Raw genomic sequence first — 16,163 nt, forward strand, 5'->3', positions numbered from 1 at the left:
AGGAAGCATAATGAGCTTAGCATCATATATCTGTATGGAGAGACAAATTCCTGAACAGTATCTCAATTTAGATGAAAAAGGTGAAACCGTTCCTTTATATATCGGCCCCTGTTTTGCGGATCAAGACTGTCTGTATGAAGTAAAAACGGAGCATTTTCATAAATGGTATGTATATGAAATTTCGAGTCACTGGGGCATCGAGATCGTTGAACCTTTTGATTCCGAAATTGCACTGGAATCGAAAGAAAAGCTGCGTTATTTGTTTACGCTCATGAGTGACTTCTTAGACGAGGGTGAATCGTTTGAATTGTATACCTGTTGGATTGGGGAAGAGTCCGATCCGCAAGTGAAAAGTATGACGTTATCATTGGCACTTGATCAGTTAGAAGACATTGAGATTCCTGAAAGAACGCATATTTTAATCACGAAACAGAGTGAAAACTAAGAAGCCGCTGATTCATAGCGGCTTTGGTTTAAAGGGTTCACTTTGAAGTTTGAAATGACAAAAGTAAGACGGTGGTTAATTAAAAAAAGAGAGTAGTGCCAGTAATCGAATAGAAGCACTGTTTCCAGAAGATGAAATCGAGCGGTAATAAAGTGATTGAGAGAGGAGTGGCATCGTGTTGGATGTCTATTTTGAGAGGCATATGGATCACGCACAAGTGTTCAAAGACAGATACTTGTACGTTGATCGACCAGTACGTATCGACTTCATCTATTCGATGGGGTGTCTACCGGATGAGACTGAAATCGACTATCAAGGCGATTCAAATCGAGTCTTGAAACAATTTTTGACGCGTCTCAATCGGTTCCCGATTTTCATCACGTTCGGTGGAGGTTTTACGGACGAGGAGGTCGAGCCGTACTTTCAAAAGCACGATCTATCGTATACAAAGGTTCGACCAAACAAGAACCTATACTATCACGTTCAAGTGCATGACGCGATCGAACTGGAGTTGTTGCTAGATGAGACCTATTGGTATGGGGCTGTGAACGAAGACTTCTTTATATCGTTTACGAATCTCCTGACGTTTGAGCGGAGAATGGTCAAAGGATGGTTTTTCAAAAAAGAACGTACCGTGCCCGTCATTCATGTGACAAAAGAGATGTCATTCATCACGATGGCACATGATTTCATGGGCTATTATCTGTTTTCGAATGAAGCCTGTTTTAATACCGAAGACAAGGTGAAAGCAATCTTTCCTGACGACGGTACCATTGAATTCTATTGATGAAACAAGCAGTTAGATGATGCAGATGGATCAAACAGAGTGCGCGGAGGGATTTCCATGTTATACATCGATTTCGAAGAACATACGAATCATGCAAAAGTGATCAAAGACCGTTATCTCGAAATTGACCCACTGGGTGCTATTAAGTCGATTTATTCGATGGGATGTCTTCCGAATGACGAGAAACGAGACTATCAACGTGACTCGAACGATGTACTGAAGCATTTTTTGACGCGTCTGAATCGCTTTCCGCTATTTGTTACGTTCGGCGGTGGTTTTACCAATGAAGAAGTGGAACCATTTTTTCAGAAGGAAAATCTGTTATATACAAAGATTCAACCAGATAAGAGCAGCCCTTTTTATAGCGTTCAAGTGAACGATGCGAGCGAACTTGAGCATCTGCTGGACGAAACGTATTGGTATGCAGCTGTGAACGATTTTTATTTCATATCGTTTACGAATCTCCTGACGTTTGAGCAGAAAATGGTCAAAGGATGGTTTTTCAAAAAAGAACGTATCGTTCCTGTCATTCGTGCGACAAAAGAGATGTCATTCATCACGATGGAGCATGATTTCATGGGCTATTACCTGTTTTCGAATGAAGCTTGTTTTGATACTGAAGACAAGGTAAAAGCGTTTCTTCCGAAAGGAGACGGCATCGACTACTATGATTGACATCCGGTCGGATGATAAAAGGGAGGACATCATGTTTGGAATTAGTACAAGTTTAAAAGAAATGCCAGAAAATGAAAAAGAGATTCTCTGGTATCCGAGTAACGTCCAACGCTTTTTGAAAGAAGACTTCGCAAGGACATCTAATCGTTGCGATCTCTTAATTAATCTCGATCCTTACGGCGATAAGTTGTTCTCAGCAAGAGAAGTGAACGAGTTAATCGGAATTTGCGAGCTGCTTATTCAACGATATTGTATACCAAAGGAAGCGTGGATAATGAATCAAGCGAATCATTATGCGAATGAGCCGTGGATGATACATCAGTCAAATAAACGAATCATGGAACTACATCAATTTTTAGAATTGTTGAAGCGGATGTGCATCGCGTCTGTCAATCAGAATACGTTGGTTTGTTTTTGGGGCGATTGATTGAACGATTGAGGAGTCGCGCTAATAAAGTAAAAATGAGGGATTAAGAAGTGATTAAGAAACTGAAAATATTAGGAATTATACTAGGTACATGTCTTGCGTTATACGTAGCGTGGTATGTCTATCGTTTCATATTTGTCGAAGATATCAGTATGGTTCCAAAAGAAGAGTATATCTCGAAAAGTATTTCGCCCGATCAGGCGTATACGATTCGTTTTTACCGCGCAAATGGTGGGGCGACAGTAGATTTTGCAATGCTTGGCATCATGGAGAACAAGGACGGAGAAAAGCGTAGAATGTACTGGGAATATCCTTGTCGCGAAATAAAAGAAGTGAAGTGGACGAAGGATACAGTGACAATCAATGGCACAAAAATTAAGGTATGGAGTCAAGTGTATGACTTCAGAGAAGGGATATATGAGGCAGAATAGGGCTCCCGTCTCTTTGACGTGAACTATTCATGCAAAACGCGCTCCTGAACGCGTTTGATGAAGAATGATTTTTACTCTTTTGTTCTTTATCCATATTTTCATTTCTTTTGTACTCAATCTATCGTATATAGATCACTACATATATTCATGGAACGTATTTTTCCTGGTAAGGAGCCAAATCATGAACTACCTCTCTGCAGGATATTTTCTCCTTCTGCCAACCTCCCGAAAAGAGTACTTGGATAGGACGGTTGTTCCAGAATCCATTCTATCTGTAAGTGAATGTATCTGTACTCACTATCCTGATACGAGTATCTTATGGGGAGATTCGGAAGAAAAGAAACGCTATATAGAGCAACCCGGTCTTTCTCTTAACACATTTCAGTTTCTCAAACAATGGAACGTTAAGTGCCGTTACCGTGACGATATTTGCATCCGTTCAACACTTTCTCGGATCGTCCCGTCGAGCGGTCTTTCGGTAACCTAGAACTTAATAAGAAGCTCACGATTAAAATGAGATTTATACCGAAGTAATTGCATGCCTTCATTTATATACCTTGTCAACAACGATTAAGATTCAAGCATCACGCGATCCAATTGATGCAAATACAGTTTGGTAGTAAGAAAAATAACAAATGAAAAGCCGAACAGTAAATAAAGTGGTGATTGATATGTTAAGACACTCAATGTTGCTAGTAGAAGAAATGAAAACAATAAAATGTATCCATAGCGTACTAGACTAAAAAGGGCAAGCTTAAGGGCATCCCTTTTTTTCAAGTCGTAATGCGAGAGAATCGGAAATAAGAAAACGGAAATAGCCAAGAAGAACAGACTGACGATTGAAAGACTCGTAAATAAGAAGGTCTGTCCTGTCTCTAGGTGACGAATGATTAAAAAATCAAAAAGTAAAAACAGTAAGATGAAGGTCCATAAAATGCCGAATTTAAAATGGGATTGCATCGCTTCTTTAAAAAAACGAATGTAGGCTCGAAAAACACTGTAATCTTGGTGAACTGACCACTGTCTTGTGACGGCAGTTAGTGCATAAAGAGCTGGGAAAATCGTGATGACTGGTAAAAGGGTGATAAAAAAAATGAAGTTCAACTGTACGAGTCCAGTAGTAAATTCAAGTAGCTGGAATAGTTTGTTTTGTTCATGTCTTAAGTTCATAAGTACCTCCCCCGAAGTTCTGCTCAAAAATTAACTAGATTTAGATTCGAGACGATTAAATGGTGCTGTTGAGTTACGAATAATTAATTCCGGTTCATAAATGTGAGATGGAGGGGCTTCTTTTTTTTCCACCGCTGCAATAATCCGTTCTGCTGCAGCGCGTCCAAGTTCTTGTTTCGGGTGAATGATCGAAGTCAACTTCACTTCCGTTGCCACTGCAAGTACGGAATCATCATAACCCACGAGAGAGACATCTTGAGGGACAGATAGATGTAGCTTCCGTAACTGATCCAAGACACTTAATGCCAATTGATCATTGTAACAAACCACAGCACTTGGTCGATGCTTTCCATTTTCAAAGAGACGTCCAATCGAATCATAAAAACTTGGAGTTAACTCTTCCGTTGTATAGGTAATGATTAATTCTGGCTCTAAAGGAATGTTGTACTCACGAAACGCACGAAGGAATCCACGCATTCGATAAACACCCTGTAAATCATCCGTCTTAAACAAGCCTATGATCCGTTCATGACCAAGGTTGATTAGATGTTCCGCTGCTAAAAATCCACCTCTTTCGTCATCCATCATAAGATGAGGAGGCATTAGTTGAGAGTAATATTGGTTGATCATCAAATAGGGAATGTTTTGCTGCTCAAGTTCTAGATAGTATTTGATGTTCGGATTATAGTTACTACTTTTCGTAGGTTCAACAATTAATCCATCAATTTGACGATCTAACATCATTTCGAGGCATTGACGTTCTTTGTCTACATCATTGTTTGTGCACGAAAGTGTCAGCGTGTACCCTTTTGAAGCTAAATGCGATTCAATTCCTCGAATGATAGATGGAAAGATGTAATCAGACATATACGTTGTAATGACACCGATGTTTTTTCCATTATTAGCACGTTCAGTTATCTCAGCTTCTAGTGTAGGAAGTACTTGGGAGCAGTAAGTTCCTGATCCTTGTTCGCGGTACAGGTATCCTTCATTTACAAGTTCTCCAACTGCTTGACGAATCGTGTGGCGACTAACTTTAAAGGATTGTACAAGCTCACTTTCAGGAGGAATTTTTTCGCCCGGACGTACTGTGCCATCTTTAATCCAATCGAGAATATGATCTTTAACGATACTATATTTTGTCCGTTGTGCCATGAGGCGTCCCTGCTTTCTCTCTTGTAACAGCAAACTTATCCGTACAAGATGTGATAGTACTTACATATTAGCAAATATTTGTCCGGTTTGCTATGGATTTAAGAGAAAATCAATAGATATACTAATTAAATGTACGTACAAAAAAGAAATAAATGACAAAAAATCGAATTGACATGTTCGAATGTGTATAATAGACTCAAATTGTGCAGAAAACGCTTTCATTGTTCATTTAACTCGTTTTAATTGTCTTTCTTATAGCGTTGTGTGGGCTTCGCTATAAAAAACATTGTTTTTACTTAAATAAATATGTACGTACATCTTAATTCCGCTTTGACACTGAAAACTAAATCAATGGAGGAATTCACAATGAACATTAAATCAAAGAAAATGTTTGCGCTAACCATGACTGCCTTGATGACTACATCGATAGCATTAGCTGGTTGTTCGGGAGATGGCAAAAGTGCTGACGGGAAAGTCGAACTCACATTCATGTTTCGCGGGAATCCTGAAGAATTAAAAGCGTACAAAGCAACAGTAAAACGATTTGAAGAAGCCAATAAAGACGTTAAAGTGACAATGGTACAAACAGCTCCAGATCAATATGATACAAAATTAAAATCTGCAATTGCAGGACGGAAAGTGCCAGATGTCTTCTTTTACAATCCGGCTCAAGTCAAAGCTTACGTGAACTCAGGTGTACTACTAGATATTACAAAGAACGTCGAAGGATCGAAAGACATCCAGTTAGAAGACATCTGGAAAAAAGGGGTCGATAAGTACCGCTATGATGGAAAGGTACTTGGCAAAGGGGCTATATATGGTCTACCCAAAGATTTAGGACCATTTGCGCTTGGCTATAATAAAACGATGTTCGAGAAAGCGAAGGTACCGCTTCCGGATAAGGACAAACCGTACACATGGGACGAATTCATTCAAGTAGCTAAAAAGTTAACGAAAGATACGAATGGCGATGGGAAAATGGATCAGTACGGTACAGGATTTAATGTAAACTGGGCATTGCAACCGTTCGTTTGGAGCAACGGAGCAGATTGGATCAACGAAGAGGGAACGAAAGTAACGATTGACGATCCAAAATTCATCGAAGCTCTCCAATTTTTCGTAGACCAGCAACTAAAGCATAAAATCACTCCATCAATCGGAGAATCACAAACACTCGATACCTATCAACGCTGGATGAAAGGACAACTTGCGTTTTTCCCTGTTGGTCCTTGGGATATGGCAGCTTTTAAAGATCAATTGAAGTTTGAGTATGACCTTCTTCCGTGGCCAGCGGGATCAACAGGTAAACCAGCAGGGTGGGTCGGCTCACTCGGGATTGGTGTAGGATCAACGACGCAACATCAAAAAGAAGCAACAGAACTGGCCATGTACTTATCTGCCAACCAAGAAGGGCAACAAGCTTTAGTGGATGCGCAAGTTCAATTACCAAACAGCATGGAAATCGCAAAAACTTGGGTGGAGGACACATCAATCAAGCCTGCCAACAAACAGGAATTCCTGGATTTGATTAATGATTATGGACGTGGTCTCCCGGCAGAAAAAACGTATACTGCTGAATGGTATGACGAGTTCTTCAAAAACATCCAGCCTGTACTCGATGGAAAAACATCAGTTGAAGACTATGTAAAAAAAGAGCAACCGAAAATGCAAAAGTTGCTAGATGATGCCATCGCACAAGAGAAACAGGCGAACTAACTAGAGATGATGATTTAGGTGGCGTAAGTCGCCACCTGAATCTCTAGCGTAGAAAGGATGGAAGACAATGAAGACAAAACCGATTCCCAAGTTATATCGTACGGAGCAACGGTATGCCTATCTATTCGTTGCGGCTCCGGTGATTGGGTTCTTTCTATTTGCGTTAATTCCGTTAATGTATTCCTTCTATGGTGCATTCACGAACTGGAACGGACTCGGACAAATGAAGTTCATCGGACTAGAAAATTTTATTAATGTGTTTCAAGACGAGTATTTTTATAAAGCCATGTACAACACGCTGTTCATGATGATCGGGATTCCAATTGGCATCGTATTAGCACTTCTCCTTGCCCTCGCGTTGAATCGAGGGATTTTTGGTACTAATACGTTCCGCGTCATCTATTACATTCCCGTTATCTCTTCCATCGCGGCTGTCTCGATTTTGTGGCAGTGGGCATATAACGGTGATTATGGTTTGGTGAATCAGTTCTTGGACTTGATTGGTATTGATGGTCCGAACTGGCTTCAAAATGCCAATACCGTTAAGCCGGCATTGATCGTCATGGCGATTTGGAAAGGTCTTGGCTATACGATGCTCTTGTATTTGGCAGCCTTGCAGAGTGTACCGCGTTCGTATTATGAAGCAGCAAAATTAGATGGGGCGAATGCGTGGCACTGCTTTTGGTATATTACGCTCCCAATGGTTAAACCGGTCACCTTCTTCATCATCGTGACAAATATTATTGGTGGGGCGCAAATCTTTACGGAAATCAACGTCATGACGCCTACAGGGGGACCGGAGTATTCCTCTGCTTCTGCCGTCTTCTACATTTGGCAAAAGTCCTTCGGAAACTTCCAGTTGGGCTATGCTTCAGCGATGGCACTCGTTCTCGGTCTTTTCATTTTCATCGTTACCTTGTTCCAATTCCGTATGAACGAAAAATCATCATTTGACTTGGATTGAGACATTCATACCTTAGAAAGGAGAATGACCATGCAGTTAGCCCTTACCCGTAAAAAAGAAAAAGTAGAGACGATGTCCGTGAAGAAAAAAGATCGAATTACTGATATATTCGTCTTCATCTTTCTGACGATGGGTGCAATCGTCATGATCGCACCATTATTGTGGATGGTATCGACCTCTCTGAAGTCAAAAGATGAAGTGTTTTCCCTTCCACCGGTTTGGATTCCCACAGACATATCGTTCAATAAGTATATGGAGATTTGGAATATGGGTCCGCTGTTGTCTGGTATATCGAACAGTTTGATCGTCGCGTTATCTGTCACGATCGTTGGAACGTTCACCTCGAGTCTTGCGGCATTCGCGTTCGCTAAGTTGAATTTCAGAGGAAAAAATAAAATCTTTCTTCTTTTGTTCGCGTCTGTCATGATTCCGTATCCTGTCCTGATGATTCCGCAGTTTATGATGTTCTCGGAAATCGGGTGGGTCGATACCCTTCTTCCGTTGATCGTACCTGGTTTGTTCGGGAATATCTTCATGATTTTCTTCTTACGCCAATTCTTGAACAGTATTCCGAATTCGATCATCGAAGCGGCTAAAATTGACGGTTGTTCCTATTTTCAAATCTTTTATAAAATCGTCTTTCCATTGATCAAGCCCGCTGTAGCTGCACAATTGATTTTATGGTTCATGGCGATTTGGAACGATTATCTCGGTCCGATTCTTTATCTCAATTCTCCCGAAAAACAAACCCTGCAATTGGTCATCGCCAACTTTAATGCATCCTATGCTATTCAAAGTGATTATCCGTTAATCATGGCCGCGTCTGTTGTCGCCTTATTACCAATGCTGATCGTCTTCATGATCTTTCAAAAACAAATCATCGAATCGATTGCCATTTCTGGCGTTAAAGGTTGAGCTGTAACGAAAAGATGAAACACCCGTCTTAAGTAAAGGCGGGTGTTTGTGATTAAAGGAGGAAAAAAACAATATGAAAAAAATGATGATGGGGATCATTGTCTTATTCATTGCAGGGTGCTCTTTTTTTTGGTGGTCTACGAATGCGTCTCTCGAAGATTTGGAATTACCGAAAGCGCCATTCGATAAGGAAGTAGCAGACGTACAACCTGATATTTTGAATCAGGAAAAGAAATGGACTACAAACTTTGCGCATGACGGAGCAATCATAAAAGAAGGTGATACCTATTATGTGTTTTCGACAGATTATATGGTAGGGGGACCGCCGACACCGGGCATCCAGATTCGAAAATCAAACGATCTCATTAACTGGCAATTTACAGGACGTGTATTTGACGAAGTCTCTCAAGAAGCATTCAAATGGACAGGAGGAAATACGTTTTGGGCCCCTTCTATTACGAAGATCAAGGATACATTCTACCTCTACTATTCTGTCTCAAAAGTCGGGAGTCGTACCTCGTATATTGGAATGGCGAGCGCTTCAAATATTGAGGGTCCATGGCACGATCAGGGAGTCGTCATCGCCTCAAAAGAAGGAGATGGAAAATCAGTCAACGCGATTGATCCTCATGTGCTCCAAGATAAAACGGGGAAATGGTGGATGACGTATGGCTCCTATTTTGGCGGTATCTTCTTGACGGAAATCAATCCGAATACAGGAAAGCTGATGAAAAAGTCATCAGAAGGGGAGTTGCTGGCTAAGCGAAAAGATATGACGATGGGAATTGAAGGCCCAGAAATTCTTTTCAACGCAAAGACAGGTTACTACTACTTGATGGTTTCATACGGTTGGCTAGAAGATTCGTACAACGTAAGGATTGGGCGATCGAAATCGATCAATGGACCTTATGTTGATTCACGTGGTCGTGATCTACGTGATACTTCAAATGAATCTTTTGATACGGGTGTAAAAATTGTAGGCTCCTACCGTTTTGAAGAAGACGATGGTTATGTAGGGACCGGTCACTCTGCATTTTTACAGGATGGAAAAGATACCTTTATTATTCATCAAGCTCGACCAAGCGAAGATATCTACTGGTCGCAATTGCAGGTGAGGAAAGTGTATTGGACAAAAGATGGATGGCCAGTGGTTTCGCCCGAACGCTACGCAGGTGAAAAGAAAATCAATGTTCAAAAAGAGCAGATCGTTGGAGAATGGGAGATCATTACTTTCCCGCGCTTTGATGACGGTCAGCAACAATCAAGAAAGCTGAAGTTGCAAAAGGATGGCAGTCTTTTTGGTAAGAAGGGTTCATGGCAACTAAAGGGAAGCATCCTTGAATTACGCATAGGACAGGAGACATACGATTTACAAGTTGGTGCGGCGTGGGATTGGGAAAATTGGAAATCAACGATCATCATGACGGGTCTTAGTAAGAATGGAACAGCAGTTTGGGCAAAAAGACGTTGAACCAATCATTTGTACGGACAAATGAATGTATTAAAGAAAATTGATCATCTGATAGATAGAAAAAAACGTCAAAAAATGCGTATTTTTCTGAAAAATGATTGCATATTCCTAAATAATTGATACAATCATAGTGTAAGTTATACGTACAAATTTATTGTTTATTTAAATTTTCTGCATGGATTTTGATTATTTGTCCGGATGAAAACAAGAGAGTGCCCACACACTTTATTTTTTCTTCTGAAATGTAAGCGTATTCTTTTTGGGAGTAGGGTGATGAAATGTCGAAATATACAATCGGAATTGATTATGGCACGCAATCAGGTAGAGCCGTCTTGATTGACGTCGAAACAGGTCACGAAGTGGCGACTGCAGTCAAACCATACACACATGGAGTGATGGATCAATTTTTGCCTGATGGAAAAACACGGCTTGAACATGACTGGGCACTCCAACATCCGCGTGATTATTTAGAGGTCCTGGAAATGACGATCCCGGCAGTTGTCAAAGAGGCAGGTATCACGAAAGAACAAGTCATCGGGCTCGGCATCGATTTTACAGCTTGTACGATTCTACCGATCGATGCCGATTTAAATCCGTTGTGCTTCCATGAAGAGTATCAACATAATCCGCATAGCTATGTGAAGTTGTGGAAGCATCATGCAGCTCAAGACGAGGCAGACGCTTTAAACCGTATTGCGACTGAACGCGAAGAACCTTTTTTAAAGCGTTACGGCGGGAAAATCTCATCCGAATGGATGATTCCAAAAGTCTGGCAAATTCTAAACGAAGCACCCTCCATTTACGAGGCTGCTCACGAAATTTTAGAGGCGACGGATTGGGTCGTTTCTCAATTGACTGGAAAAGTGGTACGCAATAGTTGTACGGCTGGCTATAAAGCGATCTGGCACAAACAGGAAGGCTATCCTTCAAATGAGTTTTTTAAAGCGTTAGATCCACGACTTGAGAACGTAGTTGAAGAGAAGCTTTCCAATGACATCGCACCAATCGGGGCCAAAGCAGGAGAATTAACGATATCCTTTGCAGAACGAATCGGTCTCCTTCCGGGAACTGCCGTTGCAGTAGGAAATGTTGATGCGCATGTTGCAGTACCTGCCGTTGGAATCACGGAACCCGGTAAGTTGTTGATGGTGATGGGAACCTCTACTTGTCATATCCTGCTTGGTGAAGAGGAGCAGGTCGTACCCGGTATGTGCGGGATCGTCGAAGACGGAGTCTTACCAGGGTATATGGGGTACGAAGCTGGTCAGTCCTGTGTCGGAGATCATTTCGAATGGTTCATCGAAAACTGTGTACCAAGTGACTATTTGCAAGAAGCAACTCTTCAAGGAGTTAGTACGCATCAATTATTGACCGATAAGGCAACGATGCAACGCGTCGGTGAACATGGATTGATCGCCCTTGATTGGTGGAACGGAAATCGTTCTACACTAGTGGATACAAATCTGACGGGTGTACTTCTAGGTGCAACATTACTGACAAAACCAGAAGATATCTACCGCGCATTGATTGAAGCGACGGCCTATGGCACGCGAACGATTGTCGAAGCGTTCCGCACAAGCGGTGTTCCCGTCCACGAAGTATACGCTGCAGGAGGAATTGCGGAGAAGAATGCCTTGATGATGCAGATTTATGCTGACGTTCTAAACATGGAAATCAAGATTTCAGCCTCTTCTCAAACCCCCGCTTTAGGATCTGCCATGTTCGGTGCCGTAGCCGCAGGAGCAGAACGAGGCGGTTATGCCACCATCACGGAAGCAGCGACGAAGATGGGACGTGTAAAAGAAAAAACATATCTTCCGATTCCAGAAAACGTTGAAGTGTATGAGGCGCTGTTCGCTGAGTATACGAAACTATACGATTATTTCGGTCGTGGAGAAAACGATGTGATGAAGCGATTAAAGAAAATCAAAGCTGAAGCGTCGCGTCAGAAGGGAGAACCTGTATGGTGAGTCGTCAATTAAAAGAAGAAGTGCTTGAAGCGAACCTAGCATTGCCAAAGCATGACTTAGTCACCTTTACGTGGGGAAACGTCAGTGGGATTGATCGAAATGCGGGTTTAGTCGTTATCAAACCGAGTGGTGTCCCCTATGACGCTTTGACGGTAGATGATTTAGTCGTAGTCGATTTAGAAGGCAATGTTGTCGAGGGTGATCTACGTCCATCTTCTGATACGCCAACACATTTGGCTTTGTATCGTGCTCTGCCTGAGATCGGAGGCATTGTCCATACGCATTCCCCTTGGGCGACAAGCTGGGCGCAAGCAAAACGAGCAATTCCTGCATTCGGAACGACACATGCCGACTACTTTTATGGAGAAATTCCGTGTACACGTGAACTATCTGATGAAGAGATCGAGACGGCGTACGAGCTAGAAACCGGAAACGTCATCATTGAGACGTTGAACGAACTACACTTGGAAGCTGTTGCTGTACCAGGTGTGCTGGTCGCAAATCATGCACCTTTTTGTTGGGGGAAGCATGCGGATGAAGCCGTGCACAATGCAGTCGTACTTGAGGAAGTAGCCAAGATGGGTATTCATGCCTTGAATCTGAATCCAGGATTAGCACCCATCAAACAAAGCATCTTAGATAAACACTACTTGCGCAAACACGGAGCAAACGCCTACTACGGTCAGAAATGATAGGTGCACATAGCTAGATGAGGGGGATTTTAAATGTTGACAGCAAACACACACGAATTTTGGTTCGTGACAGGAAGCCAGATGCTCTACGGTGAGGAGGTAATTCGTCAAGTCGAAACACATTCGAAAGAGATGGTCTCAGGATTAGATGCAGCGGACGTCTTCCGGGATCGAATTGTTTACAAGGGAGTCGTCAAAAATGCAGAAGAAATTCGGCAGATGATGTTGCGGGCGAATGCTGATGATGCCTGTGCCGGTGTGATCACATGGATGCATACCTTCTCACCATCGAAAATGTGGATTAGTGGGATGCGTGTGTTACAAAAACCATTGCTCCATTTTGGGACACAGTTCAATCGTGACATCCCGTGGGATGCGATCGATATGGATTTCATGAACCTCAATCAGTCGGCGCATGGTGATCGTGAACATGGTTTTATCACAAGTCGAATGAACGTGAAGCGAAAAGTGCTCGTCGGTCATTGGGAAGATGAACTCACACGTCAAAAGATGTCATCTTGGATGAATGTAGCGCATGCGTTAGCAGAAAGTAAGAACTTGAAAGTCGCGCGATTCGGTGACAACATGCGGAATGTAGCAGTGACAGAAGGTGACAAAGTCGAAGCGCAGATTCAACTGGGCTGGACGGTTGATGGGTATGGTGTCGGCGATCTCGTCACCTACATGAATACGGTATCGGAGTCAGATTTAGATGACTTGATGGAAGAATATCGCACGCGGTATGAAGTGACGAATACTGGAATGGAAGAAGAAGCATTCCAGGAATCGGTTCGCTATCAAGGTCGCATCGAACTCGGCATGAAGGCTTTTCTTGAAGCTGGTGGATACACTGCCTTCACGACAACCTTCGAAGACCTACATGGCATCAAGCAACTACCTGGGCTAGCCGTTCAACGATTGATGGAGCAAGGGTACGGGTTTGCTGGAGAAGGAGACTGGAAAACCGCAGCGCTTGTTCGTCTTATGAAAATCATGGCGAGCAACGAACGGACATCTTTCATGGAAGATTATACTTATCACTTTGAACCAGGCAACGAAATGGTCTTAGGGGCGCATATGCTCGAAATCTGTCCGACCATTGCGGTCGATAAGCCTAGAATCGAGGTACATCCTCTCGGAATCGGAGATCGTGAAGCGCCAGCGCGGATGGTATTCGAAGGACAGAATGGCAAGGCATTGAACGCTAGTCTGATTGATTTAGGACATCGCTTCCGTCTCTTGGTAAACACAGTCGAGGGCATCCAACCGGATGAAGCAATGCCGAATCTTCCTGTGGCACGTGTTCTATGGAAAACAGAACCATCGATGGCTCAAGCTGTCGAAAACTGGATCCAAGCCGGGGGAGCGCACCATACTTGTTACTCCTATGAAGTGACAACTGAACAACTACGCGACTTCGCAGAACTTCTGAACATTGAAATTGCTATCATCGATAAAGAAACGGAGACGGTTCGGTTTAATAATGAGTTACGTTGGAATGAACTGTACTATCGACCATAATTTATAGGGACCTTCCTAGGTCCCTTTTCTTGGAGGAGATACTATGAATAACCAACTCGTCACATCAACACTAAATACAAAAGAAGCTGCAACACAAATAATCGTCAATGTGGATTTACCAAAAGGTAAAATCAGTAAGCATATCTATGGGCACTTTGCGGAACACCTTGGACGTTGTATTTATGAAGGGCTTTGGGTTGGTCCAGAATCATCCATACCGAATACAGATGGCATTCGGAACGATGTATTGACAGCATTGAAGAAATTGAACATTCCGGTTTTACGATGGCCGGGTGGATGCTTTGCAGACGAGTATCATTGGAAAGATGGTATTGGACCAAATGAAAACCGAAAGCGGATGGTCAATACACATTGGGGTGGCGTCGTCGAAAACAATCATTTCGGAACCCATGAATTTATGCGCCTTTGTGAATTACTAGAGTGTGAGCCTTATATTTGTGGAAACGTCGGAAGTGGGACCGTCCAAGAAATGTCTGAATGGGTCGAATATATGACGTTCAATGGAGAATCACCGATGGCGAACTGGCGTCAGGAGAATGGCCGTACAGAGCCGTGGTCGCTTACGTATTTCGGTGTTGGTAACGAGAACTGGGGTTGCGGTGGGAATATGCGTCCGGAGTATTACGCCGATCTATATCGTCGCTATCAGACATATGTCCGCAATTATGATGGCAATCAACTCTATAAGATTGCTGGTGGTGCAAACATTGATGATTACAAATGGACTGAAGTTCTCATGCGTGAAGCGGGTACGATGATGGATGGTCTTAGTCTGCACTATTATACGATTCCGGGCGATTTTTGGTTAGGTAAGGGATCAGCGTTAGATTTTACGGAAGATGAATGGTTCATCACCCTAAAACGTGCTTATTACATGGATGAACTGATCACAAAGCATGGGCAAATCATGGACCAGTATGATCCAGAAAAGCGGGTCGGTCTCATTGTTGATGAATGGGGAACGTGGTTCGACGTTGAACCTGGAACAAATCCAGGCTTCTTGTATCAACAAAACTCAATCCGAGATGCACTTGTCGCAGCGATTCACTTCAATATCTTCCATAAGCATAATGACCGCGTTCACATGGCGAACATCGCACAAATGGTCAATGTGCTTCAAGCAATGATCTTAACGGAGGGTGACCAGTTCATTCTTACGCCAACGTACCATGTCTTTGAGATGTATCGCGTTCACCAAGATGCTGAACGAGTCGAGCTAGCAGCCATCACGCGTGACTATGTAGCTAAAGAAGAATCGATTCCTTCTGTAAACGCGACAGCTTCTCGCGATGCTGATGGTGTATTGCACATTAGCCTCTGCCAGCTTGATCATGAAAACAGCGACAAAGTAGAAATTGATTTGCGGGGAATGGGGACGATTTCTAACGTAACGGCACGTATTTTAACAGCAGATCATCTCAATGCCCATAACACGTTTGAACAACCAGATGTGGTTGCGCCGCGTGATCATGAGGTCCAGGTGACAGAAGACGGAAAGCTCATCATGGATGTTCCAGCGATGAGCGTCATCACAGTGGCGGTTCGCTAAGATGAAAGTCGTCGAGACAAGACGGTGTCGTACTTGTCCACCGACAAAAGTAGACACTGATTGGTTATTAACCATCGACGCGGAAGTCATGCCACAAGTCACGGACGCTGAGTATCAGGAACGTCTTCGTCAATGTGCAGTCTGTCCGTTTTATCAGGACGATACCTGTTTGAAGTGCGGGTGCTATGTCTCTTACCGGGCACGCCTTGCAACAAAGCATTGTCCGATGAAGGTTTGGTGAAAAAGGAGCGACT

General features: G+C 42.8%; 16 protein-coding genes. 14 read left to right on the forward strand and 2 right to left on the reverse strand.

Annotated elements, in window-relative coordinates:
* Positions 1-10: 10 nt before the first annotated feature.
* From ASG02_RS03715 to ASG02_RS03735, 5 genes are all read left to right on the forward strand, one after another.
* On the forward strand, positions 11-445 hold the full coding sequence (locus tag ASG02_RS03715) for a hypothetical protein (protein WP_056060944.1): 435 nt from the start codon (positions 11-13) through the stop codon (positions 443-445).
* 175 nt (positions 446-620) lie between these two features.
* Positions 621-1,232 (forward strand): hypothetical protein, encoded by a 612-nt coding sequence (locus tag ASG02_RS03720; RefSeq protein ID WP_156358978.1) that lies wholly within the window; start codon positions 621-623, stop codon positions 1,230-1,232.
* A 57-nt stretch (positions 1,233-1,289) separates the two neighbouring features.
* Positions 1,290-1,907, forward strand: a complete 618-nt coding sequence (locus ASG02_RS03725; protein WP_056060950.1) for a hypothetical protein — start codon at positions 1,290-1,292, stop codon at positions 1,905-1,907.
* 31 nt (positions 1,908-1,938) lie between these two features.
* A complete protein-coding gene (locus tag ASG02_RS03730; protein WP_056061935.1) occupies positions 1,939-2,334 on the forward strand; it encodes a hypothetical protein in 396 nt (131 codons plus the stop codon).
* 50 nt (positions 2,335-2,384) lie between these two features.
* Positions 2,385-2,765: a DUF5412 family protein gene (locus ASG02_RS03735; RefSeq protein ID WP_035408315.1), complete on the forward strand. Its 381-nt coding sequence runs from the start codon at positions 2,385-2,387 to the stop codon at positions 2,763-2,765.
* Between the two features lie 570 nt (positions 2,766-3,335).
* Here ASG02_RS03735 and ASG02_RS03740 read toward each other — a convergent pair.
* Positions 3,336-3,935, reverse strand: coding sequence for a DUF624 domain-containing protein (locus tag ASG02_RS03740; RefSeq protein WP_035408312.1), 600 nt, complete (start codon positions 3,933-3,935; stop codon positions 3,336-3,338).
* Positions 3,936-3,965: 30 nt separating this feature from the next.
* On the reverse strand, positions 3,966-5,090 hold the full coding sequence (locus ASG02_RS03745; RefSeq protein ID WP_056060953.1) for a GntR family transcriptional regulator: 1,125 nt from the start codon (positions 5,088-5,090) through the stop codon (positions 3,966-3,968).
* 372 nt (positions 5,091-5,462) lie between these two features.
* On the opposite strand from ASG02_RS03745, the gene ASG02_RS03750 reads away from it, so the two are divergent.
* The 9 genes from ASG02_RS03750 (at position 5,463) to ASG02_RS15655 (ending at position 16,150) form a co-directional block, all read left to right on the forward strand.
* Positions 5,463-6,806, forward strand: a complete 1,344-nt coding sequence (locus ASG02_RS03750; RefSeq protein WP_156358989.1) for a sugar ABC transporter substrate-binding protein — start codon at positions 5,463-5,465, stop codon at positions 6,804-6,806.
* A gap of 67 nt (positions 6,807-6,873) precedes the next feature.
* Positions 6,874-7,770, forward strand: coding sequence for a carbohydrate ABC transporter permease (locus ASG02_RS03755; protein ID WP_035408306.1), 897 nt, complete (start codon positions 6,874-6,876; stop codon positions 7,768-7,770).
* 72 nt (positions 7,771-7,842) lie between these two features.
* The gene (locus tag ASG02_RS03760) at positions 7,843-8,685 is read left to right on the forward strand and encodes a carbohydrate ABC transporter permease (protein WP_082478680.1); all 843 of its coding nucleotides are present in this window, start codon (positions 7,843-7,845) and stop codon (positions 8,683-8,685) included.
* 73 nt (positions 8,686-8,758) lie between these two features.
* Entirely contained in the window at positions 8,759-10,156 is a 1,398-nt protein-coding gene (locus ASG02_RS03765; protein ID WP_056060960.1) for an arabinan endo-1,5-alpha-L-arabinosidase, read from the forward strand.
* A 278-nt stretch (positions 10,157-10,434) separates the two neighbouring features.
* Complete coding sequence (gene araB / locus ASG02_RS03770) at positions 10,435-12,126, forward strand: ribulokinase (protein ID WP_056060963.1); 1,692 nt, start codon at positions 10,435-10,437, stop codon at positions 12,124-12,126.
* Positions 12,120-12,818, forward strand: a complete 699-nt coding sequence (gene araD / locus ASG02_RS03775; RefSeq protein WP_056060966.1) for an L-ribulose-5-phosphate 4-epimerase — start codon at positions 12,120-12,122, stop codon at positions 12,816-12,818. Before araB ends, araD begins: the two co-directional genes overlap by 7 nt.
* Before the next feature lie 33 nt (positions 12,819-12,851).
* Positions 12,852-14,339 (forward strand): L-arabinose isomerase, encoded by a 1,488-nt coding sequence (gene araA, locus ASG02_RS03780; RefSeq protein WP_056060969.1) that lies wholly within the window; start codon positions 12,852-12,854, stop codon positions 14,337-14,339.
* Positions 14,340-14,382: 43 nt separating this feature from the next.
* Positions 14,383-15,909, forward strand: a complete 1,527-nt coding sequence (locus ASG02_RS03785) for an alpha-N-arabinofuranosidase (protein WP_056060972.1) — start codon at positions 14,383-14,385, stop codon at positions 15,907-15,909.
* A gap of 1 nt (position 15,910) precedes the next feature.
* Entirely contained in the window at positions 15,911-16,150 is a 240-nt protein-coding gene (locus ASG02_RS15655; RefSeq protein ID WP_162236128.1) for a DUF6171 family protein, read from the forward strand.
* Positions 16,151-16,163: the final 13 nt, after the last annotated feature.

Source organism: Exiguobacterium sp. Leaf196, assembly GCF_001423965.1.
Classification (GTDB): Bacteria; Bacillota; Bacilli; order Exiguobacteriales; family Exiguobacteriaceae; genus Exiguobacterium_A.

Bases quoted from the DNA above. Each gene is read 5' to 3' on its own strand.
- ASG02_RS03785 (WP_056060972.1), top strand. From the start codon at position 14,383: ATGAATAACCAACTCGTCACATCAACACTAAATACAAAAGAAGCTGCA.
- ASG02_RS15655 (WP_162236128.1), top strand. From the start codon at position 15,911: ATGAAAGTCGTCGAGACAAGACGGTGTCGTACTTGTCCACCGACAAAA.
- araD (WP_056060966.1), top strand. From the start codon at position 12,120: ATGGTGAGTCGTCAATTAAAAGAAGAAGTGCTTGAAGCGAACCTAGCA.
- ASG02_RS03730 (WP_056061935.1), top strand. From the start codon at position 1,939: ATGTTTGGAATTAGTACAAGTTTAAAAGAAATGCCAGAAAATGAAAAA.
- ASG02_RS03755 (WP_035408306.1), top strand. From the start codon at position 6,874: ATGAAGACAAAACCGATTCCCAAGTTATATCGTACGGAGCAACGGTAT.
- ASG02_RS03745 (WP_056060953.1), bottom strand. From the start codon at position 5,090: ATGGCACAACGGACAAAATATAGTATCGTTAAAGATCATATTCTCGAT.
- ASG02_RS03725 (WP_056060950.1), top strand. From the start codon at position 1,290: ATGTTATACATCGATTTCGAAGAACATACGAATCATGCAAAAGTGATC.
- ASG02_RS03740 (WP_035408312.1), bottom strand. From the start codon at position 3,935: ATGAACTTAAGACATGAACAAAACAAACTATTCCAGCTACTTGAATTT.
- ASG02_RS03760 (WP_082478680.1), top strand. From the start codon at position 7,843: ATGTCCGTGAAGAAAAAAGATCGAATTACTGATATATTCGTCTTCATC.
- araB (WP_056060963.1), top strand. From the start codon at position 10,435: ATGTCGAAATATACAATCGGAATTGATTATGGCACGCAATCAGGTAGA.
- araA (WP_056060969.1), top strand. From the start codon at position 12,852: ATGTTGACAGCAAACACACACGAATTTTGGTTCGTGACAGGAAGCCAG.
- ASG02_RS03765 (WP_056060960.1), top strand. From the start codon at position 8,759: ATGAAAAAAATGATGATGGGGATCATTGTCTTATTCATTGCAGGGTGC.
- ASG02_RS03715 (WP_056060944.1), top strand. From the start codon at position 11: ATGAGCTTAGCATCATATATCTGTATGGAGAGACAAATTCCTGAACAG.